The organism is Streptomyces sp. NPDC054796, assembly GCF_053611545.1.
In genome coordinates, this window is the sequence record NZ_JBSHAO010000050.1 from 37,500 (window position 1) to 62,981 (window position 25,482).

The following is a 25,482-nucleotide window of genomic DNA, read 5'->3' on the forward strand; positions in this document are numbered from 1 at the left end:
TGCGTAGCGGGCCCTGTGCGACAGCGGACCGGGCGGACCAGGACTCGCAGACCTACGCGGGATTCACGTTCAGGCGGCGATGAGGGCTGCGAGCCGGTCGGCGGCGGTGCGGGGCTCGCGGCCGAGGAGTTCGGCCAGCAGCGGGTCGGCTTCGGCGAAGTAGCCCTCGCGGGAGGCCTGGTACCAGGTGAGTATGAGCCGGGCCGTCTGCTCCGGCACACCGCTCGTGATCTGGTCGGCGACCCACTGTTCGTCGTCCACGACGACGCGTTCGATGGTGCGGCCGGTGAGGTTCGAGGCGATCTTGGCGAAGTCGTCGAAGGTGACGGCGGCCGGCGCGGTGAGGGTGACGGGGCCGTCGAGGGAGCGGTCACCGGCGAGGACGACCGCGGTGGCCTCGGCTATGTCGGCACGGTCGGTATACGGGATGGGGCCGTCTTCCGGCTGGGCGATCACGCCGGTCCGCTGCCACGGGCCGAGAACCTGGTCGAGCGGGCCGTAGGCGCCGTTGCGCAGTGCGGTCCAGGCGACTCCGGAGTCGCCGAGGAGCGCCTCGGTGGCGATGTGGAAGTCCGACGGCCGGTACGGGTTGCCGGGTACGGCGCCCTGCTGGCTCGTGTAGACGATCCGCCGGGTGCCGGCCGCGACCGCGGCTTCGATGGCGTTGCGGTGCAGGCCGACCATGTCGGCGGCCGGGTCGTTGCCGGACACCAGGAGGACCTGCTCGGCACCGGCGAACGCGTCACGCAGCGCGGCCGGGTCCTCGTAGGAGCCCTGCCGCACACGCACGCCACGGTCGGCGAAGTGCTGCGCCTTGGCGGTGTCGCGGACGCTGACGCCGATCCGGTCGGCGGGTATGCGCGTGAGGAGGTGCTCGACGGTGGCGCCGCCCAGCCCGCCGGTGGCGCCGGTGACAACGATCATGTTCTTGCCCTTCCCGGGCGCCCACTGTGTCCGTCCTGGCGGTGGGCGCAAGCATAAGTTGACCATGCTGGTCAGTTTCTCTTCCGGCTGCGACCGTAGGTAAACTGACCCGGTGAGTCAAATTACGACGGCGGGTGACAAGAGGAGGCGGTGAGGGCCATGGCAGGTGCGGTGTCTTCGGGTTCCCGGCTGCGCGCCGACGCCCGGCGCAATTCCGAGCAGATCCGCTCCGCCGCGATCGGCGCCTTCCAGGGGCAGGGCCTGACGGTGCCGCTGGAGGAGGTCGCCAAGGCGGCAGGGGTGAGCAAGGCCACGATCTTCAACCGGTTCGGCGGGCGGATCGGCCTCATCGAATCCGTCATCGAGGAGATCGTCGCGAGCGAGCTGTTCGCCGTCATCGACCACACCCGGACCATCGGCGACGTCGGCGAGCGGATCGCGTACTACCTCACCGCGATCCGCGACCTCCAGTACCGCCAGCCCGCCTTCAACGACATCCTGTTGCAGACCTATCCGCACTCGCGGCAGCTCATGGAGATCTGCCGGGCCGGCAGCGCGGCCAACGAAGAACTCATCGCGGCGGCGCGGGCCACCGGTGCGCTGCGGCCGGAGTTCACGGCGGACGACCTCCACGCACTCGTCGTCGACAACGCCCTCGCCCTCAAGCACGGCAAGCGGCCACCCCGGAACGACTACGACCGCCGCACCACGTACCTCCTGGACGGAATCCGAGGGCACTCCCCCGCTTCCAGCGGACGATGAGCACCCGATGAGGTGGCCGCAGCCGCGAACGGTGTGCGCGGCTGCGGACGGTCCCGCCTCTGCTCCCTACTCAGGGTTGATGTGCCAACGCTGCGCCGCTGTGGACGTGTTGCTGCTGGGGAGTGGGCGCAGCGGAGCGTAGTTGTCGTTGCCGTAGAGGCCGGTCACCGCCAGGTCCTCGTCGTTGTAGGGCGAGATGACGAACTGGTCGCTGGTGCCGCCCACCGGCCGGACGACCCACCACTGCGCCTTGTTGGAGCCGCACTTCTGGAGCAGCACCGATGTGCCGGCCTTTCCGTTGCCCTGGGTCTCGGCGCAGGAGCCGGTCTTGGCGGACTTCCACTTGTAGATGTCGGAGTGCCCACTGACCCGTTCGAAGGTGAAGGTCCGCGGGATGGTGCTGCCGTCGGCGTAGTACACCTGAAGGAAGGTGCCGGGGTTGCCCACCGTGTCGTCGGGGACGAGGTAGTTGTCGTGTGCGTGGTTGGTCAGGACGGAGGGTTCGGAGGGCACGTCGCCGGGTGCCGCCTGTGCCGAACCGCTGCCGACGAGGACACCGGCCAGCGCGGCTGCGGTGGCCATAGCTACCCGGAAGCATGAGTGGCGCATGGATCTCCTTTGGCGAAGGGTGTCCGGTGAGTGGAGCGTGCCGAGGCTGCCCCGCGAGAAGCCCCGGCAACGCACGCACCACGCACACCACCCGACCGAGTGCCCACGGGCGCGGGGAAGTTGACGCTCACACGCTTCCGGAGCCCCAGGGGCAGCAGGGGCACCACCGCACGCGCGTCAGTTCGTCGGCACCCTCCGGCGGATCCGAGCCCGCCCAGGCCCTAAATTTAACTATCTGGTAAGTTAAAATAATGCAGCGGAACACGACCTCCCGCGCTCGCCTGCTGGCCGCGGCCGAGCAGGTCTTCTACGAGCAGGGCATCACCAGGACGAACATCGACACCGTCGCCCGGGCGGCCAACGCGACCAAGCCGACCGTGTACGCACATTTCGCCTCCAAGTCGGCGCTCGTGGCCGGCGCGCTGGAGGCGAGACAGCAGCGCATCGCGGCCGACCTCGCCGCACGCCTGGCGGACGAGGAGCCCGGAGCGCCGCGCCTGACCGCCCTGTTCGACTGGTTCGCGTCCTGGTACGAGCACGCCAACGGCCGGGGCTGCGCCTTCCTCAACGCCGCCGCCGAGTCCCCCGGGGACGACACGGTGGCCGCCGCCGTACGGGCCGAGAAGCAGTGGCTGCTGCATGTGCTGCGAGAACTGTGCACGGAGACCGGGTGCGACCGCCCGGACGAGCTCGCCTCGCAGCTGCTTCTGCTGATCGACGGAGTCGCCGCGCGGGTCCTCGTGCACGGCCCTGGCGAGGCGAGCGCGGCCACGACCGCGGCAGCGCACGCCGCCGCCGCGCTCCTGGCGTCCGCCACGCACGGCCATGGCGCGTCTTGACGATCGTCCCGTGCAGCGCGCGCTGCGGATCGCGGCGGGTCTGGCGCTGTACGGGACGAGCCAGGCAGTGCTGGTGAAAGCCCGCCTCGGCACCGATCCGTGGACCGTGTTCACGCAAGGTCTCGCGCGGGTCACCGGCTTGACGCTGGGCCAGACCACCATCGTCGTCTCCCTGGCCCTGCTGGCACTGTGGATACCCCTGCACCAGCGCCCCGGACTGGGCACGGCCGCGAACGCGCTGATGGTGGGCCCGTTCGTGGACCTGGGAATCGCCTGGATCCCCGCACCGGAGCACTGGAGCGTGCGCGTCGCGTTCATGGCCATGGCCGTGCTCGGCGTGGCCGTCGCCACGGGACTGTATGTCGGAGCCGGATGGGGGCCCGGTCCTCGCGACGGGCTGATGACAGGGCTCGCGCGCCACGGCATCCCGCTGATCGCGGCCCGCGCCGGGATCGAGGTGAGCGTGCTCGTCGTCGGCTGGCTGCTGGGCGGCAGCGTGGGCGTGGCCACCGTCGTCTTCGCCGGTGGCATCGGGCCGCTCGTCGGCTACACGCTGCCCAGACTGACACTGCCTCCCGGGCGGCGGGGCGACGGCGGCCTCAACGGCGCGCGGCCCGCACCCGGCACTCCACGGTGACACCGTCGAACTGAAGCCTGCCTCGGGGCATCCGCACACGCGCGCCCGTCGCCGCGCGTGACCTGCGGGGTTCCGCTCCTCGCGCGGCGGCCGGGCTCATCGCGCGGCGTCGAGCACGGCGCGGGCGGCCCGGCGGGCATGGAGGGCGGCGTCCAGGTCCCCGGTGAAAGTGGCGACCGCCATGGCGCCGTCGAACAGGACCGCGAGCTGTGCCCCCGCCTTCTCCGGGTCCCGCGCCCCCGCCTCGGCCGCCAGCCGGATCACCAGCACGCGCAGCTCCCGCTTGTGGCTCTGCACGGCGGCCACCACCGGCGGCGCGGCGGCGCCCGCCTCTCCGTAGGCTCCGGCGAACACGCAGCCGCGGAAGCCCGGTTGGCGGAACCAGTCGTCCAGGAACTCGAAGGGACGGAGGGCCCTCCCCACCGGGTCGTCGACGGCGTCGACGTACTCCTCGATCGCGGCGCGGGCGATCCGGTCCCGGCGGTCCAGGCAGGCCGCGAGCAGTACGTCCTTGGAAGGGAACATCTGGTAGAGCCGCTTCAGCGGCACCCCCGCCGCGTCCCGGATGCGTCGCATCGTCACCGCGTGGACGCCGTGGGCGTAGAAGAGGTCGTCGGCGACCGCGACCACGCGCCCGAGCGTCTCGTCCTCGTCCTCGTCCATGGCGCGCAGCCTCCCTCCATGCCAACTCCGGTGATCCGTAAGCACGTTCGGTTCACATGTCACCCGTACGCGGCTTGAGAACGGCTGTTCTCGCCACTACGGTCTTCGGCAGAGAATAGCCGTTCTCGTGATGGCGTCAGTAACGGACTGTCCGGGGGGAAGTCGTGCTGCGTATCCATTTCAGCGCCGGAGATCTGGCCCGCACCAGGGTCGCGGACGGGCTGGACCCGTTATGGGAGATCGTCCTGAGCATCCATCAGCTCCACGAGCGGCGGCGGGACCCCGTCCTCCGCTCCTGGCGGCACGACGCGCGTACGCCGGGGGTGCGGGCGCAGCGCGTCCTGGCACCGCTGATGCCGCCCCAGGGCTATTTCCCCGACTTCCTCACCCCGGCGGCGGCGTCCGACGGGCTGGAGTGCGGGATCGACGCCGTGCTCTCCACCCCGCGCCACCAGCTGCGCGGCGAGGTCACCCTGCTCTCGGCCCGCAACCCGGTGCCCGCCTGGGCCCGGGCCCTGGCCGACGGGGAATGCGACACCCTGCGCCGCGTGGGGCAGGCACTGCGCCAGTACCACGCCTCGGTCCTCGAACCGAACTGGCAGCGCATCACCCACCGCACCGAGTCCGACCGCCTGGACCGGAGCCGGACCCAATGCCGCCTGGGCACCGAGGCGATGCTGCGCACCTTCGCGCCCCTGCTGCGCTGGCAGCCGCCGGTACTGTGCGCCGACTATCCCGTGGACCGGGACATGCACCTGCACGGGCGCGGGCTGCTGCTCGTGCCCTCGTACTTCTGCCGCCGCACACCGGTGGCGCTCGTCAACGAAACGCTGCTGCCCGTCCTCGTCTACCCGGCCAGGCCGGAACCGCCCGGCCCACCCGGCCCGCCCGCCGTACCGGAATCCCGGCTGGCGCCGCTGCTCGGGCACACCCGTACAGCCGTGCTGCAAACGCTCCGGCACCCCCGCACCACCACCGAGCTGGCAGGACACGCGGGGGTCTCCCTGTCCTCGGCCAGCGAGCACGCCGCCGTGCTGCGCCGCGCCGGGCTCGTCACCAGCACGCGGGAATCCCACTGCGTACGCCACGCCCTCACCCCGCTGGGTGCCGAGCTGCTCACGGGAAACACCTGACCTGCCGGTTTCGGACTCGCCCGAAACCGCTACCGGCGCGGCACGCCGGGCCCGCAGACTCTCGCTCGAAGGTCGTCACCGGGCCGCACTGCCCGGAGACGTCAACGGCCTGCGGCCGGGCGGACGGCCGGGAAGGTGACGGGGGTACGGTCCGGCCGGGACGGGCCGGCTCCGGCGACGCCGCCCGCACGTCAGTCATGAGCTGACGCGACCGGACCGGCTGGATGGTCCGGCAGGGCAACGGTGCTGCTGATTCTCTCGCCCAGTTTGAGCATGCCGTTCAGGAACAAGGAGCGCGAGAGCAAGGCATTGCGGAGGCGCGCGCCGGTGGCGGTGGCGGGGGCGAGGAACTTCCCGGTGCGGTCGCCGCCTTCCTGGCAGCCCTTGGCGTACTTGCGGAGCCTGCTCTCGTACCGGATGAAGGCCGTGCGGTACTCGCCCCCGGCCTGCGCCAGCTCACCTGCCAGCACGTAGGCGGCGACCATCGCGGTTCCCGTGCCCATGCCGCCGATGGTGGCTCCGCAGGCCGCATCGCCGACGAGGCACACCCGCCGCGTGGACCAGGTGTCCACGTCCGCCCGGCTGATCGAGTCGAAGTACAGATCGGGGGCCTGATCGAGGGAGGCGAGCAGGCGGGGTACCTCCCAGTCCATCCCGGAGAAGGCATCGGCGATCAGCTTCTTCTGCTGTCCGGGGTCGTGCCGGTCGTACGACAGCTCGGGCGAGGCAAAGACGAAGAACGCTCCCGCCCGTGCCGGATCCCGGTGGTCGGCACCGACGGAGGCGAGCCGCCCCGGCGCGTTGTAACCGACCGCTGGCCCTGGTGGGCGAGGGCGATGGTGTTGCGGATCTTCCGCTTGAGTGCGACGTCGGTGATGATGCCCTGGCTGGTGCTGGGGTCGGTGCGGGGCATGCCGCCGACGTCGGGGTCGCCGTCCTTGACGTCGATGAGGAATGCGTAGTCGTGCTTGCGAGTGGGGTCCAGGTGTGCAGGGTCATGGCTGGGCTCGGTGTCCTTTGCGGTGACAAGGTGTCGTGGCGGGCTGCTGGGGGCCGCGGAACCTGACGCACAAGTAGTCGGCGGGACGAAGGTCGTCGGGGGTCTGTGTGCCGCGAGAGCTGGACGCGGTGAGGTCCCGCACCCACGAGAAGGTCTCTCCGCTGTCGAGCACGGTGGCGCCCTGATGGCTGCTGGAGGTGGATGCAGGGACTCTCTCCTCGTGCGGCCGTGGTCCGAACGCTGACCGCCTGAGCCGCAGTAGCCAATCGCCCTGTCACCCGGCGGGAGGCTGCCTGCTGGTCGACCGAAGGAGCGGTTCCGCGGTCGAGCGGCCCGCCGCACCACCGCTTGCAGGCAAGCTGTGTCGCTTCACTGCCCTATCCAGCCGCAGATATCTCCAGGAGGCTCAGCCTTTCCTTGCGAGATTGGCAAGGACCTTCTCGGCAACGTCAACAGCTTGCGTGTTCAGCTCCTTCTCGGTCACCACGTGACCCGGCGAGTGCCTCTCCACATACAGGAAACGGCCCCGTCCGATGTCCACCGTCACGCAAGCCCGCCAGTCCTCGCCGTACATGACCTGTCGTGCGGCCATCCTCCCCTTCACCGTGACGGGGACGGCTTTGGTCGGCATCGGATCCGTCCCGTCGACGTTGCCCAGCAAGGCATTTTCGTTCCCGAACAGCGACACGATGTAGCCAGCAGCGTTGTCCTCGTCGGCGGTCATGGAGAAGTAGCAGCTCGCTTCGCCCTCGTCGGAGACCGGCTCGGCCTCCCGCACACCGAGGTCGTCCTGCTGTTCCTGCGCCAAGGTGCGCTCGCAGACGGAGTTCTCGTTCACATCATCGACGCGCAGCGGCGCGAGAGCCGCAGGTCGGCCTGGCGTGCTGGTTGCCTCCGGCGCCGAAGATGTGGCGAAGGTTCCACACCCTGTCACGCTCACGGCCGTGAGCAGCACCGCTGGCCACATGCGGAACTGGCGGCGCATGACACCCCCTTGCCGATGCGAGGCACCGTCCTGCGCCCGCGTTCCGCGGAGAATATCCCGATGCGACGTCGCTCGCCCGTCACGGATGCGGGACGACGGCTACGGGAGCCTTGGCGTGGTGCATGACGGCATGGGCCACCGATCCGATGTGGATCCCCAGCGAGGAGCGACGGGTACGGCGGCCGATGACGACCAGGGAAGCGTCCTGCGAGGCTGTCACGAGCCGCTCGCCGGGACGGCCCCTCTCGACGCGCTCCGAGAGGGGAACGTGCGGGTACTTGTCCCGCCAGGAACGCAGCGCCTCCGCGAGTGAGGTGGCCGCGCGCGAGGCGAGCTCGTCCATGGTCTCCTGTCCGACCAGACCGGGGTCGAAGTCGTACGCGTTCGGAGGCGACCACGTGTGGACGACCCGCAGGGTGGTCTCCCGCCTCGCGGCGGCCTCGAAAGCATGCGCGATGAGGTCCTCGTGCGGGCTGGCGAGGTCCACTCCCAGTACGACGTCACGGTACGGCGCATCGCCGCCCGCCCCGGAGCCGCCGTCCGCGGTCCGGTGCTCGTCCTCGGCCCGCTCCCCGGCGCGCACGAGGACGACCGGCCGCTCCGTCCTGGCCACCGTGGCCATGGCGACCGAGCCGACGAGGAAACCCACCATCGCGCCCAGCCCCCTGGAACCGATGGCCAGGACCTCCGCGTCCTTCGCCGCGGTGAGCAGGGCGGCGGAGGTCTCCCCCTCGACGCGTTCCGTCGAGACGTCCAGTCCCGGGTAGCGTGCGGTGATCTCAGCGGCGACCTCACGAGGTATCCGCTCCGCCCAGTGCTGCTGCGTCTCGGGAGAGAGAAGCGCTCCGGAGGGGTAAGAGGGCTCCCAGTGCCAGACGTGGACGAGGCGCAGAGGAAGTTTGCGGAGCAGCGCTTCGCGCGCCGCCCAGTCCGCGGCTGCCCGGCTTTCGGGAGAACCGTCGATACCGACGGTGACGGTACGGGCCATGACCAACACCTTCCAGTGAGAGGCGGGGATTCCTTGGTGAGCGTTCCACCTCGTGCGGCCGGGCAAGAGGGACCGACCGGCCCTGACGCACGGCCCATCCAGCCCCCGCCCCAGATCTCCGGGCTTTTTCAGCCCGGCCCGGCGGGGCCGTGCGCCGTCACGGTCTGCCCCGTCCGGCCGCTGTCGGCGGACCACGGGAAGAGGTGGGATCAGGAGTGTGAGAGCAGGTGATCCCATGTCCCGTACCGCGCCTGGCACTGGCGCTCCACCGGAGCGATCCAGCCACCAGCCTGCCCCTGGCACCGGGCAGTTCGAGGTCCGCTTCACCCATGGTGAGACGTATGCCGCGCACGTGGGCGGTCACGAGATCGTCGTCGACCAGCCGACTGAGGCCGGAGGCGACGGCAACGGCCCCACCCCGGTCGAATTGTTCGTCGTTTCGCTGGCGTCCTGTGTGGCCTTCTACGCGGGAGGGTTCCTCACCCGGATCGGGGTACGGCGTGAGGGATTGCGCGTCACCGCTGACTTCGCCATGGCGACCGACCGGCCGACGCGCGTGGCCCGGATCGGCCTGACCCTGACCGTGCCCGCCAGGCTGACCGAACAGCAGCGGCGTCGGCTCCTCGCCGTCGTGAACCACTGCACTGTCGGCAGCTCCCTCCGGCAGCCACCCCGTGTGGAGATACGGCTGCGGTGAAACGCTTCCCGCCGTCTGGGGGGTGCGGTGCCTCAGCCGGACAGTTCGTGGGTGCGACAGGGGCGCTCCGGCTCGCCGTCAAGCGCGAGCCCGCCCGGCCGTGCCGTCCGCGGCGGACGTGCCGGTGACCGGGACGACGGTGACCGGGCAGTGCGAGAAGCGGAGCAGCGCGCCAAGTGCCTTACGGCCGGGCCCGGTGCCGGACGAGCGGCTGAGGCGGCGCCCGCGAGGCCCCGCGATCACGGCCGTGTCGGCTCCCTTCGTCGCCGCGACGAGCGCCCATCGCCGGGCCGCCGCCGTGGTGCAGGGAACGACGGTGTGCGGAACCGTGTGCGCCGACGCCGCTCCCGTGTCGTGCGCACCGCGGGCGCCGGGCGCCACCGGCCCGGTGCCCGGTGCGCTGCCCCGCTCTGTAGGAGAGGCGGTCAGGGGCGTGACAGCCGCCGCCCGGCCCCGATCCGGCGAGCCCCGCTCCGGCGACCGGGCGCCCGCTTCCTCCTCCGTCTCCAGCGGCAGGACGCGCACGCCCAGCCGGGAGCGTGCCGCCTCGGTGAGAGCGTAGGCGGCGGCATCCGCGTCACGGACGCCCGTATCGGCCAGTACCACCGCGCCGGGCCCGGCCGGGTGCCGCGCCGGGTCGCCACGGACGACGACGAGCGGCGCGCGGGTGCGGACGGCCAGCCGGGCGGCGAGGGAGCCGAACAGCCGCCGCACCGGGCCGGGATCGTCGTGGCCTCCGACCACGACGAGTGCCGCCGTCCGGCTCTCGTGGGCCAGCGCGGTGACGGGGTCGCCGACCGCCGCACGGACGGCGACGGCCGACACGTCCTCGCCCCGGACGCGGGCCCTCGCCGCCGCGGCGGCGAGGACAGGGTCGGCCTCTTCGGCGTCCCGCACCGCGAACACGATCCTCAGCGGCGCACCACGGCGCCCGGCTTCCAGCACGGCCCGGTCCAGGGCCCGTACGGAACCCGGTGATCCGTCCACGCCGACCACGACAGGGTGCTCGCTCATCGAAGCCTCCAGCACTGTCCAGGACGTGCCCGTCCGGCGGGTGCAGCCGGGAGACGGGCCCTCGCCACGAGATTCGGCGCTCCGGGAGGTCCGGGGCAGGGGCCCGGCGAGCCAGTACCGGGTGCCGACCGGCCTCGGCCGAAGGGACCGCTCGGCTCTGCCGCCCGGTGGTCCGGGCGGCAGAGCATGGGCGATGGGGCCAAGTGGTGATGAGCAGGCCCGTGACGAGCAGGCGCGTGACGAGGAGGCGGCGACAATGACCGTGACCGAGACCACCGGCACGGGTGCGGACCCGCGCCCGGCCGCCGGGACCGCCTGGCGCGGCTTCGACGGCGTGGCCTGGCGGGACGAGATCGACGTCCGTTCCTTCATACAGGCCAACTACACGCCCTACACCGGCGACGGGGGCTTCCTCGCACCGGCGACCGACCGGACCCGCGCGGTGTGGGCGGCCGTCGCCCGGCTCTTCCCCGAGGAGCGCCGCAAGGGTGTCCTCGACGTCGACGCCGCCACACCGTCGACGATCACCTCCCACCGCCCCGGCTGGATCGACCGCGAGCGCGAGCTGATCGTCGGTCTCCAGACCGACGCTCCGCTGAAGCGGGCCATCATGCCGAACGGCGGACTGCGCATGGTGGCCAACGGGCTCAGGGCGTACGGCCGCGAGCCGGACCCCTTCGTCACACGCGTCTTCGGCACCTACCGCAAGACACACAACGAAGGTGTCTTCGACGCCTACACGCCCGAGATGCTGCGCGCCCGCAAGGCAGGCATCATCACCGGCCTTCCCGACGCCTACGGCCGCGGCCGGATCATCGGCGACTACCGCCGCGTCGCGCTGTACGGCACGGAACGGCTGCTGCGCGCCAAGCAGGCCGAGCGGGCTCTGCTCGACGCGTGCCCCTCCACCTCCGAGGTGGTCAGGGACCGCGAGGAGCTGGCCGAGCAGATCAAGGCCCTCGGCGAACTGGCGGAGATGGCCGCCTCGTACGGCTGCGACGTCACCCGCCCGGCGGCCGACGCGCATGAGGCCGTCCAGTGGCTCTACCTGGGTTTCCTCGCCGCGGTGAAGGAGCAGAACGGCGCCGCCATGTCGCTCGGCCGCACCTCCGCCTTCCTCGACGTCTATCTGGAACGCGACCTCGCCGAGGGCCGTATCGACGAGAGCCGCGCCCAGGAACTCATCGACGACTTCGTCATCAAGCTCCGCATCGTGCGCTTCCTGCGCACCCCCGAGTACGACGCCCTCTTCTCCGGCGACCCCACCTGGGTCACCGAGACCCTCGGCGGCATCGGCGAGGACGGACGGCCGCTGGTCACCCGTACCTCCTTCCGCCTTCTCCAGACCCTCCGCAACCTGGGCCCCGCGCCGGAGCCCAATCTGACCGTGCTGTGGTCGCCCCGGCTGCCCGAGGGGTTCAAGCGCTTCTGCGCGCGGCTGTCCGTCGAGACCAGCTCCCTCCAGTACGAGTCGGACGAGCTGATCCGGCCCCGCTCCGGCGACGACAGCGCCATCGCCTGCTGCGTCTCCGCGATGGCGACGGGGAAGCAGATGCAGTTCTTCGGCGCCCGCGTCAACCTCGCCAAGGCGCTGCTCTACGCGGTCAACGGCGGAAGGGACGAGATGACCGGCGAACAGGTCGCGCCCGCGACCGTGCCGCTCACCGGCGAGTACCTGGATCACGCCGAGCTGACCGCCGCCTTCGACCGCACCCTGGACTGGCTCGCGGCGACCTACGTGGACGCGCTCAACGTCATCCACTACATGCACGACAAGTACGCCTACGAGCGCGTCGAGATGGCCCTGCACGACCACCCCGTCCACCGCACCCTGGCCTGCGGCATCGCCGGACTCGCCGTGGCCGTCGACAGTCTCTCCGCCGCCGAATACGCCCGTGTCAGGGTCGTCCGTGACCCGTCCGGACTCGCCGTGGACTACGTCGTGGAGGGCGACTACCCGGCATACGGCAACAACGACGACCGGGCGGACGTCCTCGCCGTCGACCTGGTGCGCGGCTTCATGGCCAAGCTGCGCCGTCACCCGGCCTACCGGGGCGCTGAGCACACCCTGTCGGTGCTCACCATCACCTCGAACGTGGTCTACGGCAAACACACCGGCAACACCCCCGACGGCCGACGCGCCGGGACGCCCTTCCCGCCCGGTGCCAACCCGATGAACGGCCGCGACCGGCGCGGCATGGCCGCCTCGGCGCTGTCCGTGGCGAAGATCCCCTACGACCAGGCCCGCGACGGCATCTCCCTCACCTCCACCATCACACCGGAGGGGCTGGGACACGACCCGGCGGAGCGCGCGGACAATCTCGTCGGGCTCCTCGACGCGTACATCGAGGCGGGCGGTTTCCACATGAACGTCAACGTCCTCGACAGGGCACTGCTGGAAGACGCCATGGAACACCCCGACAACTACCCCGACCTGACCATCCGTGTGTCCGGCTACGCGGTCAACTTCGTCCGCCTCACCCGTGAACAGCAGTTGGACGTGATCAGCCGGACCTTCCACGGTGCGCCGTGAACGCCGCGGGAACGCTCACCGGGCGCGTGCACTCGTGGGACCTGTCCACCGGGGTGGACGGGCCCGGGACCCGCTTCGTCCTCTTCCTCAGCGGCTGCCCGCTGCGCTGCCTGTACTGCGCCAACCCCGACACCTGGAACATGCGCGACGGTGAACCGGATTCGGTGGAGGAGGTGATGCGGCGGATCACGCCCTACCGGCGCTTCCTCGTCACCTCCGGCGGGGGCGTCACCCTGACCGGCGGCGAGCCGCTGCTGCAACCCGCTTTCACCAAGGCGGTGCTCCACCGCTGCAAGGACCTCGGTCTGCACACAGCCCTGGACACGTCGGGTCTCCTCGGTGCACGCGCCGACGACGCCCTGCTGGCGGACACCGACCTGGTGCTGCTGGACATCAAGTCCATCGATCCGGGGCGCTACCGGAAGCTGACCGGGGGCGAGCTGGGCCCGACGCTGGCGTTCGCGCGGCGGCTGGCCGCGCTGCGCGTGCCGGTGTGGGTCCGTTACGTGCTGGTGCCCGGCTGGACGGAGGACAGCGCGTCCGTCGACGGGCTGGCCCGCTTCGTCGCCGGGCTGGGCAACGTGCGGCGGGTCGATGTCCTGCCCTTCCACAAACTCGGCGCCCACAAGTACGACGCCCTCGGTATCCCTTTCCCGCTCCGCGACACCCCGGTCCCGGACCCGGCACTCACGGCGCGGGTACGCCAACAGTTCCGCGAGCATGGCCTCCGGGCGTGGTGAGCCACGGATGAGGAGCCGAGCGACCCCCTCGCCGGGTGCCCCTCGGCACCGGACCGCGAGACCTGTGGCCCCTGCGGTGCGGCGGGCCGGGGGACGACGGTGAAGGAACGGGACCGGAAGCTCCGGGCCCGGTGGGCGGCCGGAGGGCCCGCCGCCACGGAATTCGGTACGGGAGGGGAGCGGCGTCATGGAGATCGTGGCAGGTGTCGACGGGTCCGGTGGCGGCTTCGCAGTGGCGGAGTGGGCCGCGTGCGCGGCGGGTTCGACGGCCTGCGTGCTGCGACTCGTGCATGTCACCGCGCCCGGGAGCGCGGCCTCGCCCTGGTCCGGCGCCCCGGAGCGGATGCTGAACGGCCTCGGCACCTCGCTCGCCGCACGGCACCCCGGGCTGGAGCGGAAAGGGCAGGTGCTCACCGGGAACGCCGGTCCCGCTCTGGCCGATACGGCCGACGACGAGACCGGGCTCCTCGTGGTGGGCGCGCGGGGCGGCGGCGGGTTCCCCGGGCTTCTGCTGGGGTCGGCCGCGCTGGCGACGTTGAAGGCCGCCACGTGCCCGGTCGCGCTGATACGTACGGGGGCTCCGGCGCCGGAGCCGCGCGGGGACTCACCGGCTCCGGAACACCCGCCCGTACCCGCTCGGGCGTACGGGAGCAGGTCGGAGGTGGTGCTGGGAGTGGACGCGCACGCCCCTGACCGCGAGGCCGTGGGATACGCGTTCGCCGAGGCGTGGCGGCGCGGCGCACGGCTGCGGGCGGTGCACGCCTGGGACCCGGCCGCGCGGTACGACCCGTGGCGGCCCTACGCCGTCCCCGGGGAGGACCGGGCGGTGTGGGAGGACGAGGAAGTGCGGGCGCTGGCGTGCGCCTTGCGGGAGTGGCGGCGAAAGTACCCGCGGCTCCAGGTGCTGGAGGACGTGCGCGGGTTCAGCCCTGCCAGGGCCCTGGTGCACGCCTCGGAGGGAGCTGACCTGCTGGTCGTGGGGCGGGGCGCGGACGGACTGCTCGGCCCGGCGGGCGACGCCGTCGCCCACCACGCCCGCTGCCCCGTGATCTTCGTGCCCCGCGGTCCGGGCGGGTGACGTCCGGTCCCCGCCGGAGCCGCGCGGCCGGGCGAGGTGCCCCAGTGGCCCAGGAGGCGTGGCTTGATGTGCTCGGGGCGCAGCGGCTCGGTGAGCAACGGGTTGGCCAGAAGATGGATCTGACCAGCAGCCAGGCAGTTTGCCGCGCGCCAGTGTGCGTCGAGCGAGTGCAGTTCCTCCTCGGTCAGGACGGACGGCTCGGGCGTGGTCGTCTCGTGCACGGCCTCCTCCGCGAGTTCGGTGTGCCGGGCGTTCCCCCGCTCTCCGTGCGTTCCCCGCTCTCCGTTCCTCGCCGCCGCACGGGGGCGGGCGACGGATACCGGGGACATGCTGGTGCCGGGGCCAGTCGGATCCCAGGGCCGTACGGGACAGATCCCGGGCCGACCGTCCCGGTGACCGGGAGGCCGAAGAGGCGGCAGGGACACAGGAGGCGGGAACGTGGACGACGAGGGAACGGGACACGGAAGACAGCGGGAGAGGGCGGCCAGGCTGCCCCGCAAGGTCTACGAGAGGGAACTGCTCCGGCTCCAAGCGGAGCTGGTGACCCTCCAGGAGTGGGTGCGCGAGGAGGGCGCGCGGCTCGTGGTCCTCTTCGAGGGGCGTGACGCCGCGGGCAAGGGCGGAGCCGTCAAGCGCGTCGCCGAGCATCTCAACCCCCGTATCGCCCGCACCGTCGCTCTGCCCAGGCCGAGCGAGCGGGAGCGCGGGCAGTGGTACTTCCAGCGCTACGCCGGACAACTGCCGGGCGCGGGCGAGATCGTCCTGTTCGACCGAAGCTGGTACAACCGCGCCGGGGTCGAGCGGGTGATGGGCTTCTGCACCGAGGAGGAGTACCGGCTCTTCCTCCGCCAGTGTCCCGTCTTCGAGCGGCTGCTGACGGAGGACGGCATTCTGCTGCGCAAGTACTGGTTCTCCGTGAGCGACGCCGTCCAGGAGCAGCGGTTCCGCAGCAGGCTGGAGGACCCCACTCGGCGCTGGAAGCTCTCGGCCATGGACCTGGAGTCGGTCACCCGGTGGGAGGCGTACTCACGGGCCAAGGACGAGATGTTCGCGGGCACGGACACCACGGAGGCGCCGTGGTACGTCATCGAGAGCGACGACAAGCGCAGCGCACGCCTCAACGTCATCGCCCACCTGCTCTCCACGGTGCCGTACCAGGAGGTGAGGCGTCCCCCGCTCACTCTCCCCGCGCGCCCGCCCGCCGTCGGCTACCGACGCCCGCCCCGCTCCTCCCAGCGCTACGTACCGGACCACGCGGCGACGCTGCTCGACGGCACCTGACGGGCCCCGCCGAAGAGCCGGATGGACCCGCCGAAGGCCCCCTACGGCCCCTGGGAGCCGCCTCCCCGAAGACCGACGCTGTCATCGAGAACCCCAGCAGCCCAGGAGAGGTGACCGCGATGACGCGCCCGGCAGAGCCCCGCCCGCGTGACGTCCACGCGCTGTTGTCCGACGGGACCACCGTGCGCATCCACCGCGCGGCCCCCTCGGACAGCGACGAGGTACTGCGCCTGTACGAGGGGATGTCGGCCCAGAACCTCCGGCTGCGGTTCTTCTCCGTCAGCGACCGAAGCGCACGGCTGGCCGCCGACCACGTCCGCGACCCGGGCTTCGGACGCTGCGCGCTCCTCGCGCACGTCGCGGGCCACCTCGTCGGGATCGCCGAGTACGCCCAGTGCCCGGCCGACACCGGTCCCGTCGGCGCCCGGGCCCCGCGCACCGCCGACATCTCCGTCGCGGTCGCCGACGCCTGGCACCACCACGGCGTCGGCACGCTGCTCCTGGAACACCTGGTGGACGCGGCGCGCGAGGCGGGCATCCGTGCCTTCAGCGCGGACGCGCTGTCGGAGAACCGCGAGATACTCAAGGTCTTCGCCGATCTGGGGCTGCGGACCTCCCGGTGGTTCGAGGGACCCGAGGTCCGTTTCCTGGTGCACCTGGAAACGGACGAGCACTACCGGGAAGCGGTGGACGCCCGGGACAGCGCCGCCGACGTGCTGAGCCTGCGTCCGCTGCTCGAACCGCGGTCGATCGCCGTCGTCGGTGCCGGGCGCAGGCCCGGCTCGGTGGGCAGGGCCGTGCTCAGGAATCTCTCCGAGAGCGGCTATCCGGGAACGCTCCACGCGGTCAACCCGCGCGCGCACTGCGTCGCCGGTGTCTCCAGCTACCCGTCCCTCGACGCGCTGCCCACCGCGCCGGATCTCGCGGTGGTGGCCGTCCCAGCGGCGGAGGTGCCCGCCACAGCGGACGCCTGCGGCAAGCGCGGCGTACGCGCGCTGGTGGTGCTCTCCTCCGGCCTGGACGCGGAGCACTCGGCCGCCCTGCTCGCGACCTGCCGTACCTACGGGATGCGGCTGGTGGGGCCCAACTGCCTCGGCATCGCCAGCACCACCGACGCCCTGCGCATGAACGCCACCTTCGCGGCGCACTGCCCGACGCGGGGAACGGCAGGGGTGGCCGTGCAGTCCGGCGGCGTCGGCATCGCCGTCCTCGACAAGCTCTCGCGGCTGGGCATCGGCGTCTCCAGCTTCGTCTCTCTCGGCGACAAGCTGGATGTGAGCGGCAACGACATGCTGCGCTGGTGGGAGTCCGACGGCACCACCGATCTCGTCGTGCTCCACATGGAGTCCTTCGGCAACCCTCGCGCCTTCTCCCGTACCGCCCGTCGTGTGGCCCGCCGGATGCCGGTCCTCACCGTGGACGCGGGCCGCTCCGACGCGGGCAGGCGCGCCGCGGCCTCGCACACGGCCGCCGCCGCGACCCCGACCATGACCCGTCAGGCGCTGTTCGGGCAGGCCGGGGTCATCGCCACCGACGGCATCGGCGAACTGATCGACACGGCGGCCCTGCTGCACTCCCAGCCCCTGCCGTCGGGCACCTCGGTCGCCGTCGTCAGCAACGCGGGCGGCATCGGCGTACTCGCGGCGGACGCCTGCGTCGAAGCCGGGCTCCAGGTGCCGTCGCTGCACAGCACACTGAACGACGGTCTCCTGGAGATCCTGCCGCCGGGCGCCTCCGCCGCGAATCCCGTGGACACCACGGCGGCGGTCTCCGAGGAACAACTGCGCGCCTGCGTCGACCGGCTGGCGGAGGCCCGTGGGCTCGATGCCGTGCTGGTGGTCCTCGCGCCCACCGCGCTGGCCGCGGCGACCGGCGACGATCCGGTCCGCGCGCTCACGCACAACCTGGGGCACCGCCCCCGGACGATCGCCGCCGTCCTCACCGACCTGACCACGTCCACCGAGCTACGGCCCACGGGCAGCGGCTCGGCGGTGCCGGTGTACGCGGACGCGCGGCAGGCCGCCCGCGCCCTCGCCCACGCGGCCCACTACGCACAGTGGCGTGCCCGCCCCCCGGGCACCGTGCCCGAGGCCCACGGCACCGTGCCGGAGGCGGCCCGCGCCCTCGTCGCGGAGTACCTGGCGGAGAACCCCGGGGGCGGCTGGCTCGATCCCCTCGGCTGTGCGCGCCTGCTGGAACACTACGGAGTGCCCCAACTGCCCTGGCGCTGGGCCACGGACGAGGAGGAGGCCGCGCAGGCGGTGGCATCGCTGACGGCCCAGGGCGCCGACCGGGTGGCACTCAAGGCGTACTGGCCCGGCCTGGTGCACAAGAGCGACGAGGGCGCGGTCGTGCTCGACCTCGACGGCGAGGACCGGGTCAGGGCCGCCTACCGACGGCTCGCCACCCGTTTCGAGGGCCAGATGTCCGGCGCGGTCGTCCAGTCCATGGCGCGGCGCGGCGTCGAGCTGTTCGCGGGCGTCGTCCAGGACGACGTCTTCGGCCCGCTGATCCTGTTCGGCCTCGGCGGTACCGCCACCGAACTGCTCGCCGACCACGCCGCGCGCCTGGCACCCCTCACCGATCAGGACGTGCACGACCTGATCACCTCGCCTCGGTGCGCACCGCTGCTCTTCGGACACCGGGGCACCCAGCCGGTGGACCTCGAAGCGCTGGAGCGGCTGCTGGCCGCCCTGTCCCGGATGGCCACCGACCTGCCGCAGCTCGCCGAGACGGACCTCAACCCCGTGATGGCCGGGCCCGGAGGCGTCGTGGCGGTCGACGCCCGGATCCGTCTCGTGCCCCGGCACCGCAAGGACCCGTATCTGCGCCGGCTCCGCTGAGAGCGGAAGCGGACGCCAGGAGGAGGAGCGATGAAACACCGCAGGATCGACAACGTGATGACCAGCGACGTCGCACGCGTAGGCCCCGGCGCGACCTTCAAGCAGGTCGCCGCCATTCTGGCCGACCGCCGGATCAGCGGACTGCCGGTGGTGGACAAGGAACTGCACGTGCTCGGCGTCATCTCGGAGACCGACCTCATGGCCCGGCAGGCCACGCTGGAGCAGCGGCGGCAGGATGCCCTCGACCGCCCTGGACAGCCCCAGTGGCTGCGGCGCCTGGCCCTTCCTGGGTGGGCGCGCAAGGCGGCCGGGAAGGCGGAGGCCACCACGGCCCAGCAGCTCATGTCAGCGCCCGCCATCACCGTGGGCCCCGGCGACACCGTCACCGGGGCCGCCAGGGCCATGGCGCGGCACGGCGTGGAACGGCTGCCCGTCACCGACCCGAAGACGGGCCGTCTGGTCGGCATCGTCACCCGGCACGACCTGCTGAAGGTCTTCCTGCGGCGGGACGCCGAGATACGCGCGGAGGTCGTCAACGAGGTACTGATCCGCTCGCTCTGGCTGCGCCGCAACGCCATCGACGCCACCGTCATCGAGGGCGTCGTGACGCTGAAGGGAGAACTGGAGAAGCGCAGCGACATTCCGGTCGCCCTGCGGCTGACGGAACAGATCGACGGAGTGGTGTCCGTCGTCGACGAACTCACCTGCCGGATCGACGACGCGCACCTCCAGCCGTCCGAGCAGGCGCTGGAGGGCGTCGCCGACAACTGGCTGCGCAAGCTGTGAGGAACCGGGCCCCGGCGTCCCTGGCCACCTGGAACGGGAGCCGGGAGCGGGGGCCCTCCGGCCCCGGCTCCCGGCCCGGTGTCAGCGCGACGCTCACGGCGGACGGCACGGCTTGTCACACGGACGCGGACCGAGGAGGAACAGATGATCACGAAGAACCGGTTCGTTGCCGTCCTGCCTCCCGGGCACGGCGACCGGCTGATGGAACTCGCCCACGAGGTCCACTTCCCCGCGGGCACACGCCTCTTCCACGAGGGCGGCAGGGCCGACCACTTCTGGTTCCTCCGCAGTGGGGCCGTCACCCTCGACGTGCACGTCCCGGGCCGCCGCACGGCGGTCGTGGAAACGCTGCGGCACGGTGACCTCCTGGGCTGGTCCTGGCTGTTCCCCCCCGTACCAGTGGCACCTGGGCGCGGTCGCGGCCAGCGAGGTGCACGCCTACGAGTTCGACGCCGAGGCCGTGCGCGCCCTGTGCGACGAGGACCCCGTCCTGGGCCGGGCCGTGGCCGTCTTCGTCGCGCAGACCGTCGCGCGCCGTCTCAAGTCCTCCCGGATGCGCCTGCTCGACCTGTACGGGCCGCACGGCAGCGGCCCCGCGCCATGACGGCCGCGCCCTGTGCCCCGGTCCGTCCGCACACATCTCAGCCGCGTCCGAAGGAGGACATGGTGAACCAGAGCCCGCACACCGTGAGCGACGTGATGACGCAGACCGTCATCGCCGTAGGCCGGAACGCGGCCTTCAAGGACATCGTCAAGACGCTGGAGCAGTGGCAGGTGAGCGCCATCCCTGTCCTGGAGGGCGAGGGCCGGGTCGTCGGCGTGGTCTCCGAGGCGGACCTCCTGCCCAAGGAGGAATACCGGGACCAGGCTCCCGGTCAGGGAGCCGGGCCGGCGCGCCTCAGCACCCTCGCCAAGGCGGGCGCGATGACGGCCGGGGAACTGATGACCGCCCCCGCGGTCACCGTGCACGCGGACGCGTCCCTGCCGGAGGCCGCGCGGATCATGGCCCACCGGCGGGTCAAGCGGCTTCCCGTCGTCAACACTCAGGGCCTGCTGGAAGGGGTCATCAGCCGCGGCGACCTGCTGAAGGTCTTCCTGCGCCAGGACACCGATATCGCGGAGGAGGCCGAGGACCAACTGCGGCACCTGTTCCCCACACCCGTCAGCCCACTGCACGTCACCGCGGCGGACGGCGTCGTCACGATCGCCGGAACGGTACGCGACGCCTCCCTCATCCCCGTGGCCGTACGCCTGACGCGTGCCGTGGAAGGAGTGGTGGGCGTGGACTGCCGTCTCACCGACGCCTGGGGCTTCGGCCTCGGCCACGGGCACGGCGTACCCGGCTCCCCGCCCCTCCCCCGGACTTCCGGCCCCGGCCCGGCCACGGACGCCGAGCCGGAACCGGACGGGGAGTGACGGGCGAGAGCCGGTCGGCCCCACTCGCACCCGCACAAGGGCCGTTCGGCTCTGGCGTGGGAGAGCGGGGACGGTAAAGGCTCTTGAGGACGGGCCGACGGCGTTCAGGGAGCAGGCATGACCAGCACGGGCGAATTCTCCGCGGAGAACCCCATCAAGGTGTTCCTCCTCGACGACCACGAGATCGTGCGACGGGGACTGATCGACCTGCTCGGCGGGGAGCCGGACATCGACGTCATCGGTGAGGCGGCGAGCGCGGACCAGGCTCTGGCGCGGGTGCCCGCGCTCCGGCCGGACGTCGCCGTACTGGACGTCCGGCTCCCCGACGGCGACGGCATCTCGGTGTGCCGAGAGCTGCGTTCGGCGCTCCCCGGGCTCGCCTGCCTCATGCTCACCTCCTTCGACGAGGAGGACGCACTGCTCGACGCGATCATGGCAGGCGCCGCAGGCTACGTCCTCAAGCAGATCGAGGGCGCCGACCTCATCAGCGCCGTACGCACAGTCGCCGGAGGCAAGTCCATGCTTGACCCGGCGACCACCGCGCGCCTGATGCACTCGCTCCGCGGCTCCGAGGCGCCCTCGCAGGAGGACGAGCGGCTGGCAGACCTCTCCCCCAGGGAGAGCGACATCCTGCGCCTGATCGGTGAGGGCCTCACCAACCGTCAGATCGGCAAGCGCCTCTACTTGTCGGAGAAGACCGTCAAGAACAACATCTCCCGGCTGCTGGGCAAGCTGGGCGTGCAGCGGCGCATCCAGGCCGCCGTGATCGCCTCCCAACTGGGCCCGCAGGAGCCGAAGGAGCACGGTGCGGGCGGTGCGCCGGGCCACCGGCCAGGCGGCCCTCGCTGACCAGCCCGGGTAGCACGAACCGGACGGCCCCCCTACGGCGCCCCGTATGGCCCTACGCCTCTCCGACGCAGGCCCGCACAGTGAAGAAGAGCTTCGGGACTTCGCCATTGGTCCCCCGAGGCCGGTCCGTTCGCTGTCCGCCAGGCCGAGAGGAGCACGTCATGCGGCACACGACCCTCGACGCCGCCACCCTGGAGACGCTGATCTCCGCCGCGGTCGCCGCGCCCTCGATCCACAACACCCAGCCCTGGCGCTACCGGCTGGCGCCCGACACCCTCACCCTCTCCGTCCGCGCCGCGACCGAGCGCGGGCTGCGGCACACGGACCCCGTCGGGCGTGCCCTGCACCTGTCCGTCGGGGCCGCCGTCCTCAACATGCGGGTGGCCGTCGCCCACTTCGGCTGGAAGCCCCTGGTGCGGCTGCTGCCCGTGCCCTCGGAGCCGGACCTGCTGGCGACGGTGCGGCTGGCGGGCGCTTCACGGCCCGACCCCTCGCACCGTGAGGATCTGTACGAGGCGGTCTGGCGCCGCCACAGCAGCCGTCTCCCCTTCACCGGCCATCCCGTTCCCCCGGCACTCCGGGCCGAGCTGACGGAGGCCGCGCACAGCGAGGGCGCGGCACTGGTCTTCCCCGGGCAGGACGAGGTCGCCCGGCTGCTGGCGCTGACGGCGGACGCGGAGAGCCGTGGTTTCCAGGACGCTGAGCGGCGTGCCGAGATCCGCCGATGGGCCTACGGATCCGGTCCGGGGCTCGGCATCGGAACAGCGGCGGGGCCGCAGGACACACGGCGGAAGCTGCCGATGCGGGACTTCACCGGGGCGCGCCGTACCGCCGGACTCCCCAGCCGAGCCTTCGAGCGCCACCCGCTCCTCGCCGTGCTCTCCACACAGCACGACCGGCGGGCCGACTGGCTGCGCGCGGGACAGGCACTGGAACGCGTCCTCCTGCTCGCCACCGCGCACCGGCTGCGTGCGTCGCTGTTGCACCAGGCGCTGGAATGGCCCGATCTGCGCTGGGCGCTGGGCGACGCGGGAGTACCCGTCCGGCATCCGCAGATGCTGGTCCGGCTGGGCTACGGCCCCCCTGGGCCCGCGACGCCCCGGCTGCCCGCCGACGCGGTGCTGGACGGCGCACGGTCGCGACAGAGCTGACGAGGGCTGTCGCCCTCGCACCGGGGTTCACCCCCCGTCGGGGGACAGTACGGGGACGCGCCACGCCAGCCGGGTGCCGCCGCTGGACGGTTCCGTCAGCTCCATCTCCCCGCCCAGCCGCTCCGCTCGCTCGGCGAGGTTCCGCAGCCCGCTGCGGCGTACGCCCTCGGGGAGCCCGCAGCCGTCGTCGGTGACCGTGAGCGTCAGCCGCCCGTCGTCGGCGACGATCCGCACCTCGGCCGCGTTGGCCCCGGCGTGCCGGGCCACATTGCTCAGTGCCTCCTTGAGTACCGTGAGCATCTGGTCGGTGACCGCTCCGGGCACGTTCGTCTCCACGAGCCCCTCGACCCGGAGCGAGGGGGTGAATCCGAGCATGCCCGTGGCCTCGTCGACCGTCTCGGCGGTGCGTGCCCTCAGCCCCCGCGCCTCGCCCGCCTCGTGCGAGCGCAGGCCGAAGATGCTCGACCGGATGATCTTGATGGTGCTGTCCAGGTCCTTCACGGCCCTGGCCAGCCGGTCCGACAACTGCGGGTGGTCAGACAGCCGCTGGGCACTCTGGAGCGTCATCCCCGTGGCGAACAGCCGCTGGATGGCAAGGTCGTGCAGATCGCGCGCGATGCGGTCGCGCTCTTCGAGAAGCGCGATCTGCTCCGCTTCCCGCCGCCGCTCCGCCACCTCCATGGCCAGGGCCACCTGCCCCGCGAACGCGAGCGCGGGCGCCGTCTCGTCCTCGCCGAACAGCGCCCGCCCGGCCCGTCGGGCCAGCATCAGCACACCCCGCGCCCCCTCCCCCGACCCCAGCGGCAGGGCGAGCGCGGGCCCGAGACCCGCCCAGGGGCCGGGGTCCTTCTCCACCCTGGGGTCGTGCTGGATGTCCGCGCTCGTCAGCGGCTCGGCCGCCTGGAGCGCGGCTCCCATGAACCCGTCCTCGTGCGGCAGCACGACCCGGCGGTGCGCCTGCGCGCGCTCGCCCACGGCGAAGCTCGTCCGTAGTCCGTCCGAGCCCTCCACCGGAACCGCGACCACGCCCAGATCGGCCGAGACGATCTCCTTCGCGCGGCTGACGACCAGCTCCAGCACCTCACCGCGGGCCGCACCCGACAGCAGGGCCCCGGTGATCTCCCCGCCCGCGGAGGACCACCGCTCACGGCGCTGCGCCTCCTCGTAGAGCTGGGCGTTCTCGATGGCGACGCCCGCGGCGACGGCGAGGGTGGCGAGAACGGCCTCGTCCTCGGCGTCGAACTCCTCGGCCCCGCGCTTCTCGGTGAGGTAGAAGTTGCCGAACACCTCGTCCCTGACCCGGATGGGCACCCCGAGGAACGAGTGCATCGGCGGATGCCGGTCGGGAAAACCGTACGAGGCCGGATGGTCCGACAGCTCGGCCAGCCTCAGCGGCTCCGGATGCCGGATGAGCTGCCCCAGCAGGCCGTGCCCCCTGGGCAGGTCGCCGATCTCCGCGACCTGCTCCTCGGCCATCCCCACAGGCAGGAACTGCGCCAGCTCCTGCCCCTCCCCCACCACACCCAGCGCGCCGTATTCGGCGTCCACCAGCACCACCGCCGCCTCGACGATCTGCCGCAGCACCTGGGACACTTCCAGCCCCCGCCCGACCGACAGCACCGCCTCCAGCAGCCCGTGCAGCCGGTCCTGCGTCCCGCGCACCGTGCTGATGCGGCGCTCAAGTTCTTCGAGCAGCTCATCGAGATGTAACCGCGGAACACCTCCTGTGCCCCCCGTACCGCTGGCACCAGTACCACCCATCGATACCTCCACGAGGTCCGAGCCCTGCCCCCGGAACTCAACGTAGCGGTTCAGAGCCGCCGCGCCCCATGGGCAGCGGCACACCGTCCTCAAGCCGCAGGGCGCGGTACGGCACGACGGGGATCACTCCCACAAGCGGGCCGAACGCTCACACCGTGTGTACCGCCCGGCCCATGACACGCCGTTTTGGGCCGCGTGACCCTGGAAGCGACCCCGTTTCACGATCCCGAGGGAAGTGATCCACGTGTCCTCTCACGTCCTGGTGGCGTACGGCAGCAAGCACGGCTCCACGGCGGAGATCGCCCAGTGGGTGGCCGACGCGCTGAGCGCCCACGGCCACGAAGTCACGGTCCGGCCCGCCGACGAGGTGCGGTCCCTCGACGGCTACGACGGCGTCGTCCTCGGATCCGCGCTCTACGCGGGACGCTGGCACCGCGGGGCCCGGCGCTTCGCCAGGCAGTACCGCGCGGACCTGGCCGTGCTTCCCGTCTGGCTGTTCAGCAGCGGCCCTCTCGACGGTTCCGCGGCGGAACGGGACATCCCCGCCACACGTCAGGTGCAGCGGATCGCGGCACGCCTGGGCGCCCGGGAGCACGTCACCTTCGGCGGCCGGCTGACGGCCGAGGCCGGGGGACGGCTCGCGCGGCGCGTCGTGGCCGACGGCAAGGGCGGGGACTTCCGCGACCCGCAACACGTCAAGAGGTGGGCCGCCGGTGTCGCCCTTGAGCTGAACCCCGCACCCGGAAAGCGGCCTTGAGCACGTCGGCTCCGGTCCGCCGCACATGTGCGGCGG

Annotated in this window: 24 protein-coding genes and 2 pseudogenes; 16 read left to right on the top strand and 10 right to left on the bottom strand. The window is 72.1% G+C overall.

Annotation, left to right across the window (positions count from 1 at the left end; all coding sequences use genetic code 11):
- Nucleotides 1-69: 69 nt before the first annotated feature.
- Nucleotides 70-924, bottom strand: a complete 855-nt coding sequence (locus ACWGJ2_RS31395; protein WP_453349677.1) for an NmrA family NAD(P)-binding protein — start codon at nucleotides 922-924, stop codon at nucleotides 70-72.
- Between the two features lie 159 nt (nucleotides 925-1,083).
- On the opposite strand from ACWGJ2_RS31395, the gene ACWGJ2_RS31400 reads away from it, so the two are divergent.
- On the top strand, nucleotides 1,084-1,686 hold the full coding sequence (locus ACWGJ2_RS31400) for a TetR/AcrR family transcriptional regulator (protein WP_453349678.1): 603 nt from the start codon (nucleotides 1,084-1,086) through the stop codon (nucleotides 1,684-1,686).
- 66 nt (nucleotides 1,687-1,752) lie between these two features.
- Here the strand turns inward: ACWGJ2_RS31400 and ACWGJ2_RS31405 are convergent, their stop codons facing one another.
- Nucleotides 1,753-2,295 (bottom strand): RICIN domain-containing protein, encoded by a 543-nt coding sequence (locus ACWGJ2_RS31405; protein WP_453349679.1) that lies wholly within the window; start codon nucleotides 2,293-2,295, stop codon nucleotides 1,753-1,755.
- Nucleotides 2,296-2,546: 251 nt separating this feature from the next.
- Between ACWGJ2_RS31405 and ACWGJ2_RS31410 the strand changes: the two genes are divergently transcribed.
- On the top strand, nucleotides 2,547-3,134 hold the full coding sequence (locus tag ACWGJ2_RS31410) for a TetR/AcrR family transcriptional regulator (RefSeq protein WP_453349680.1): 588 nt from the start codon (nucleotides 2,547-2,549) through the stop codon (nucleotides 3,132-3,134).
- Nucleotides 3,135-3,144: 10 nt separating this feature from the next.
- The gene (gene yczE / locus ACWGJ2_RS31415; protein ID WP_453349681.1) at nucleotides 3,145-3,771 is read left to right on the top strand and encodes a membrane protein YczE; all 627 of its coding nucleotides are present in this window, start codon (nucleotides 3,145-3,147) and stop codon (nucleotides 3,769-3,771) included.
- Between the two features lie 96 nt (nucleotides 3,772-3,867).
- Here yczE and ACWGJ2_RS31420 read toward each other — a convergent pair whose 3' ends face one another.
- Entirely contained in the window at nucleotides 3,868-4,434 is a 567-nt protein-coding gene (locus ACWGJ2_RS31420; RefSeq protein ID WP_453349682.1) for a TetR/AcrR family transcriptional regulator, read from the bottom strand.
- 164 nt (nucleotides 4,435-4,598) lie between these two features.
- Between ACWGJ2_RS31420 and ACWGJ2_RS31425 the strand changes: the two genes are divergently transcribed.
- Nucleotides 4,599-5,567 (top strand): ArsR/SmtB family transcription factor, encoded by a 969-nt coding sequence (locus tag ACWGJ2_RS31425; protein WP_453349683.1) that lies wholly within the window; start codon nucleotides 4,599-4,601, stop codon nucleotides 5,565-5,567.
- Between the two features lie 191 nt (nucleotides 5,568-5,758).
- On the opposite strand, the gene ACWGJ2_RS31430 is transcribed toward ACWGJ2_RS31425, so the two are convergent.
- From ACWGJ2_RS31430 to ACWGJ2_RS31445, 4 genes are all read right to left on the bottom strand, one after another.
- Nucleotides 5,759-6,220, bottom strand: coding sequence for a hypothetical protein (locus ACWGJ2_RS31430; RefSeq protein WP_453349684.1), 462 nt, complete (start codon nucleotides 6,218-6,220; stop codon nucleotides 5,759-5,761).
- 20 nt (nucleotides 6,221-6,240) lie between these two features.
- Complete coding sequence (locus ACWGJ2_RS31435) at nucleotides 6,241-6,480, bottom strand: type I CRISPR-associated protein Cas7 (protein WP_453349685.1); 240 nt, start codon at nucleotides 6,478-6,480, stop codon at nucleotides 6,241-6,243.
- Between the two features lie 493 nt (nucleotides 6,481-6,973).
- Nucleotides 6,974-7,552, bottom strand: coding sequence for a hypothetical protein (locus ACWGJ2_RS31440; RefSeq protein WP_453349686.1), 579 nt, complete (start codon nucleotides 7,550-7,552; stop codon nucleotides 6,974-6,976).
- 79 nt (nucleotides 7,553-7,631) lie between these two features.
- Nucleotides 7,632-8,540 (bottom strand): universal stress protein, encoded by a 909-nt coding sequence (locus ACWGJ2_RS31445; protein WP_453349687.1) that lies wholly within the window; start codon nucleotides 8,538-8,540, stop codon nucleotides 7,632-7,634.
- A 235-nt stretch (nucleotides 8,541-8,775) separates the two neighbouring features.
- Between ACWGJ2_RS31445 and ACWGJ2_RS31450 the strand changes: the two genes are divergently transcribed.
- The gene (locus tag ACWGJ2_RS31450; RefSeq protein WP_453349688.1) at nucleotides 8,776-9,237 is read left to right on the top strand and encodes an OsmC family protein; all 462 of its coding nucleotides are present in this window, start codon (nucleotides 8,776-8,778) and stop codon (nucleotides 9,235-9,237) included.
- Nucleotides 9,238-9,315: 78 nt separating this feature from the next.
- On the opposite strand, the gene ACWGJ2_RS31455 is transcribed toward ACWGJ2_RS31450, so the two are convergent.
- Nucleotides 9,316-10,251, bottom strand: a complete 936-nt coding sequence (locus ACWGJ2_RS31455) for a universal stress protein (RefSeq protein ID WP_453349689.1) — start codon at nucleotides 10,249-10,251, stop codon at nucleotides 9,316-9,318.
- 256 nt (nucleotides 10,252-10,507) lie between these two features.
- On the opposite strand from ACWGJ2_RS31455, the gene pflB reads away from it, so the two are divergent.
- From pflB to ACWGJ2_RS31470, 3 genes are all read left to right on the top strand, one after another.
- Nucleotides 10,508-12,784: a formate C-acetyltransferase gene (gene pflB / locus ACWGJ2_RS31460; RefSeq protein WP_453349690.1), complete on the top strand. Its 2,277-nt coding sequence runs from the start codon at nucleotides 10,508-10,510 to the stop codon at nucleotides 12,782-12,784.
- A complete protein-coding gene (pflA, locus tag ACWGJ2_RS31465) occupies nucleotides 12,781-13,524 on the top strand; it encodes a pyruvate formate-lyase-activating protein (protein ID WP_453349691.1) in 744 nt (247 codons plus the stop codon). Before pflB ends, pflA begins: the two co-directional genes overlap by 4 nt.
- Nucleotides 13,525-13,711: 187 nt before the next feature.
- Nucleotides 13,712-14,602 carry a universal stress protein gene (locus tag ACWGJ2_RS31470; protein ID WP_453349692.1) on the top strand — a complete coding sequence of 297 codons (891 nt, stop codon included), beginning with the start codon at nucleotides 13,712-13,714 and terminating at the stop codon, nucleotides 14,600-14,602.
- A gap of 26 nt (nucleotides 14,603-14,628) precedes the next feature.
- Here ACWGJ2_RS31470 and ACWGJ2_RS31475 read toward each other — a convergent pair.
- Nucleotides 14,629-14,823: pseudogene (locus tag ACWGJ2_RS31475) on the bottom strand (phosphoketolase family protein); the annotation flags it as partial.
- A gap of 217 nt (nucleotides 14,824-15,040) precedes the next feature.
- Between ACWGJ2_RS31475 and ppk2 the strand changes: the two are divergent.
- From ppk2 to ACWGJ2_RS31510, 7 genes and pseudogenes are all read left to right on the top strand, one after another.
- Nucleotides 15,041-15,883: a polyphosphate kinase 2 gene (gene ppk2, locus ACWGJ2_RS31480; protein WP_453349693.1), complete on the top strand. Its 843-nt coding sequence runs from the start codon at nucleotides 15,041-15,043 to the stop codon at nucleotides 15,881-15,883.
- Nucleotides 15,884-16,002: 119 nt separating this feature from the next.
- Nucleotides 16,003-18,726 (top strand): bifunctional acetate--CoA ligase family protein/GNAT family N-acetyltransferase, encoded by a 2,724-nt coding sequence (locus ACWGJ2_RS31485; RefSeq protein WP_453349694.1) that lies wholly within the window; start codon nucleotides 16,003-16,005, stop codon nucleotides 18,724-18,726.
- Between the two features lie 30 nt (nucleotides 18,727-18,756).
- Complete coding sequence (locus ACWGJ2_RS31490) at nucleotides 18,757-19,512, top strand: CBS domain-containing protein (RefSeq protein WP_453349695.1); 756 nt, start codon at nucleotides 18,757-18,759, stop codon at nucleotides 19,510-19,512.
- Between the two features lie 144 nt (nucleotides 19,513-19,656).
- Nucleotides 19,657-20,116, top strand: a pseudogene (locus tag ACWGJ2_RS31495) (cyclic nucleotide-binding domain-containing protein).
- Between the two features lie 59 nt (nucleotides 20,117-20,175).
- Nucleotides 20,176-20,928: a CBS domain-containing protein gene (locus ACWGJ2_RS31500; protein ID WP_453349696.1), complete on the top strand. Its 753-nt coding sequence runs from the start codon at nucleotides 20,176-20,178 to the stop codon at nucleotides 20,926-20,928.
- Between the two features lie 117 nt (nucleotides 20,929-21,045).
- On the top strand, nucleotides 21,046-21,777 hold the full coding sequence (locus ACWGJ2_RS31505) for a response regulator (protein WP_453349697.1): 732 nt from the start codon (nucleotides 21,046-21,048) through the stop codon (nucleotides 21,775-21,777).
- Nucleotides 21,778-21,938: 161 nt separating this feature from the next.
- The gene (locus ACWGJ2_RS31510; RefSeq protein ID WP_453349698.1) at nucleotides 21,939-22,928 is read left to right on the top strand and encodes an Acg family FMN-binding oxidoreductase; all 990 of its coding nucleotides are present in this window, start codon (nucleotides 21,939-21,941) and stop codon (nucleotides 22,926-22,928) included.
- Between the two features lie 27 nt (nucleotides 22,929-22,955).
- Here ACWGJ2_RS31510 and ACWGJ2_RS31515 read toward each other — a convergent pair whose 3' ends face one another.
- Complete coding sequence (locus ACWGJ2_RS31515) at nucleotides 22,956-24,689, bottom strand: GAF domain-containing protein (RefSeq protein ID WP_453349699.1); 1,734 nt, start codon at nucleotides 24,687-24,689, stop codon at nucleotides 22,956-22,958.
- A gap of 244 nt (nucleotides 24,690-24,933) precedes the next feature.
- Here ACWGJ2_RS31515 and ACWGJ2_RS31520 point away from each other — a divergent pair, with 244 nt between their 5' ends.
- Nucleotides 24,934-25,446 carry a flavodoxin domain-containing protein gene (locus ACWGJ2_RS31520; RefSeq protein WP_453349700.1) on the top strand — a complete coding sequence of 171 codons (513 nt, stop codon included), beginning with the start codon at nucleotides 24,934-24,936 and terminating at the stop codon, nucleotides 25,444-25,446.
- Nucleotides 25,447-25,482: the final 36 nt, after the last annotated feature.

What these genes read in the sequence shown, in the direction of transcription:
- ACWGJ2_RS31395 (WP_453349677.1), bottom strand. Translation starts at nt 924, where the DNA reads ATGATCGTTGTCACCGGCGCCACCGGCGGGCTGGGCGGCGCCACCGTC.
- ACWGJ2_RS31440 (WP_453349686.1), bottom strand. Translation starts at nt 7,552, where the DNA reads ATGCGCCGCCAGTTCCGCATGTGGCCAGCGGTGCTGCTCACGGCCGTG.
- ACWGJ2_RS31410 (WP_453349680.1), top strand. Translation starts at nt 2,547, where the DNA reads ATGCAGCGGAACACGACCTCCCGCGCTCGCCTGCTGGCCGCGGCCGAG.
- pflB (WP_453349690.1), top strand. Translation starts at nt 10,508, where the DNA reads ATGACCGTGACCGAGACCACCGGCACGGGTGCGGACCCGCGCCCGGCC.
- ACWGJ2_RS31455 (WP_453349689.1), bottom strand. Translation starts at nt 10,251, where the DNA reads ATGAGCGAGCACCCTGTCGTGGTCGGCGTGGACGGATCACCGGGTTCC.
- ACWGJ2_RS31450 (WP_453349688.1), top strand. Translation starts at nt 8,776, where the DNA reads ATGTCCCGTACCGCGCCTGGCACTGGCGCTCCACCGGAGCGATCCAGC.
- ACWGJ2_RS31515 (WP_453349699.1), bottom strand. Translation starts at nt 24,689, where the DNA reads ATGGGTGGTACTGGTGCCAGCGGTACGGGGGGCACAGGAGGTGTTCCG.
- ACWGJ2_RS31470 (WP_453349692.1), top strand. Translation starts at nt 13,712, where the DNA reads ATGGAGATCGTGGCAGGTGTCGACGGGTCCGGTGGCGGCTTCGCAGTG.
- ACWGJ2_RS31430 (WP_453349684.1), bottom strand. Translation starts at nt 6,220, where the DNA reads ATGGACTGGGAGGTACCCCGCCTGCTCGCCTCCCTCGATCAGGCCCCC.
- ACWGJ2_RS31400 (WP_453349678.1), top strand. Translation starts at nt 1,084, where the DNA reads ATGGCAGGTGCGGTGTCTTCGGGTTCCCGGCTGCGCGCCGACGCCCGG.
- ACWGJ2_RS31505 (WP_453349697.1), top strand. Translation starts at nt 21,046, where the DNA reads ATGACCAGCACGGGCGAATTCTCCGCGGAGAACCCCATCAAGGTGTTC.
- ACWGJ2_RS31510 (WP_453349698.1), top strand. Translation starts at nt 21,939, where the DNA reads ATGCGGCACACGACCCTCGACGCCGCCACCCTGGAGACGCTGATCTCC.
- ACWGJ2_RS31405 (WP_453349679.1), bottom strand. Translation starts at nt 2,295, where the DNA reads ATGCGCCACTCATGCTTCCGGGTAGCTATGGCCACCGCAGCCGCGCTG.
- ACWGJ2_RS31490 (WP_453349695.1), top strand. Translation starts at nt 18,757, where the DNA reads ATGAAACACCGCAGGATCGACAACGTGATGACCAGCGACGTCGCACGC.
- ACWGJ2_RS31420 (WP_453349682.1), bottom strand. Translation starts at nt 4,434, where the DNA reads ATGGACGAGGACGAGGACGAGACGCTCGGGCGCGTGGTCGCGGTCGCC.
- ACWGJ2_RS31435 (WP_453349685.1), bottom strand. Translation starts at nt 6,480, where the DNA reads ATGCCCCGCACCGACCCCAGCACCAGCCAGGGCATCATCACCGACGTC.
- ACWGJ2_RS31500 (WP_453349696.1), top strand. Translation starts at nt 20,176, where the DNA reads ATGGTGAACCAGAGCCCGCACACCGTGAGCGACGTGATGACGCAGACC.
- ACWGJ2_RS31485 (WP_453349694.1), top strand. Translation starts at nt 16,003, where the DNA reads ATGACGCGCCCGGCAGAGCCCCGCCCGCGTGACGTCCACGCGCTGTTG.
- ACWGJ2_RS31445 (WP_453349687.1), bottom strand. Translation starts at nt 8,540, where the DNA reads ATGGCCCGTACCGTCACCGTCGGTATCGACGGTTCTCCCGAAAGCCGG.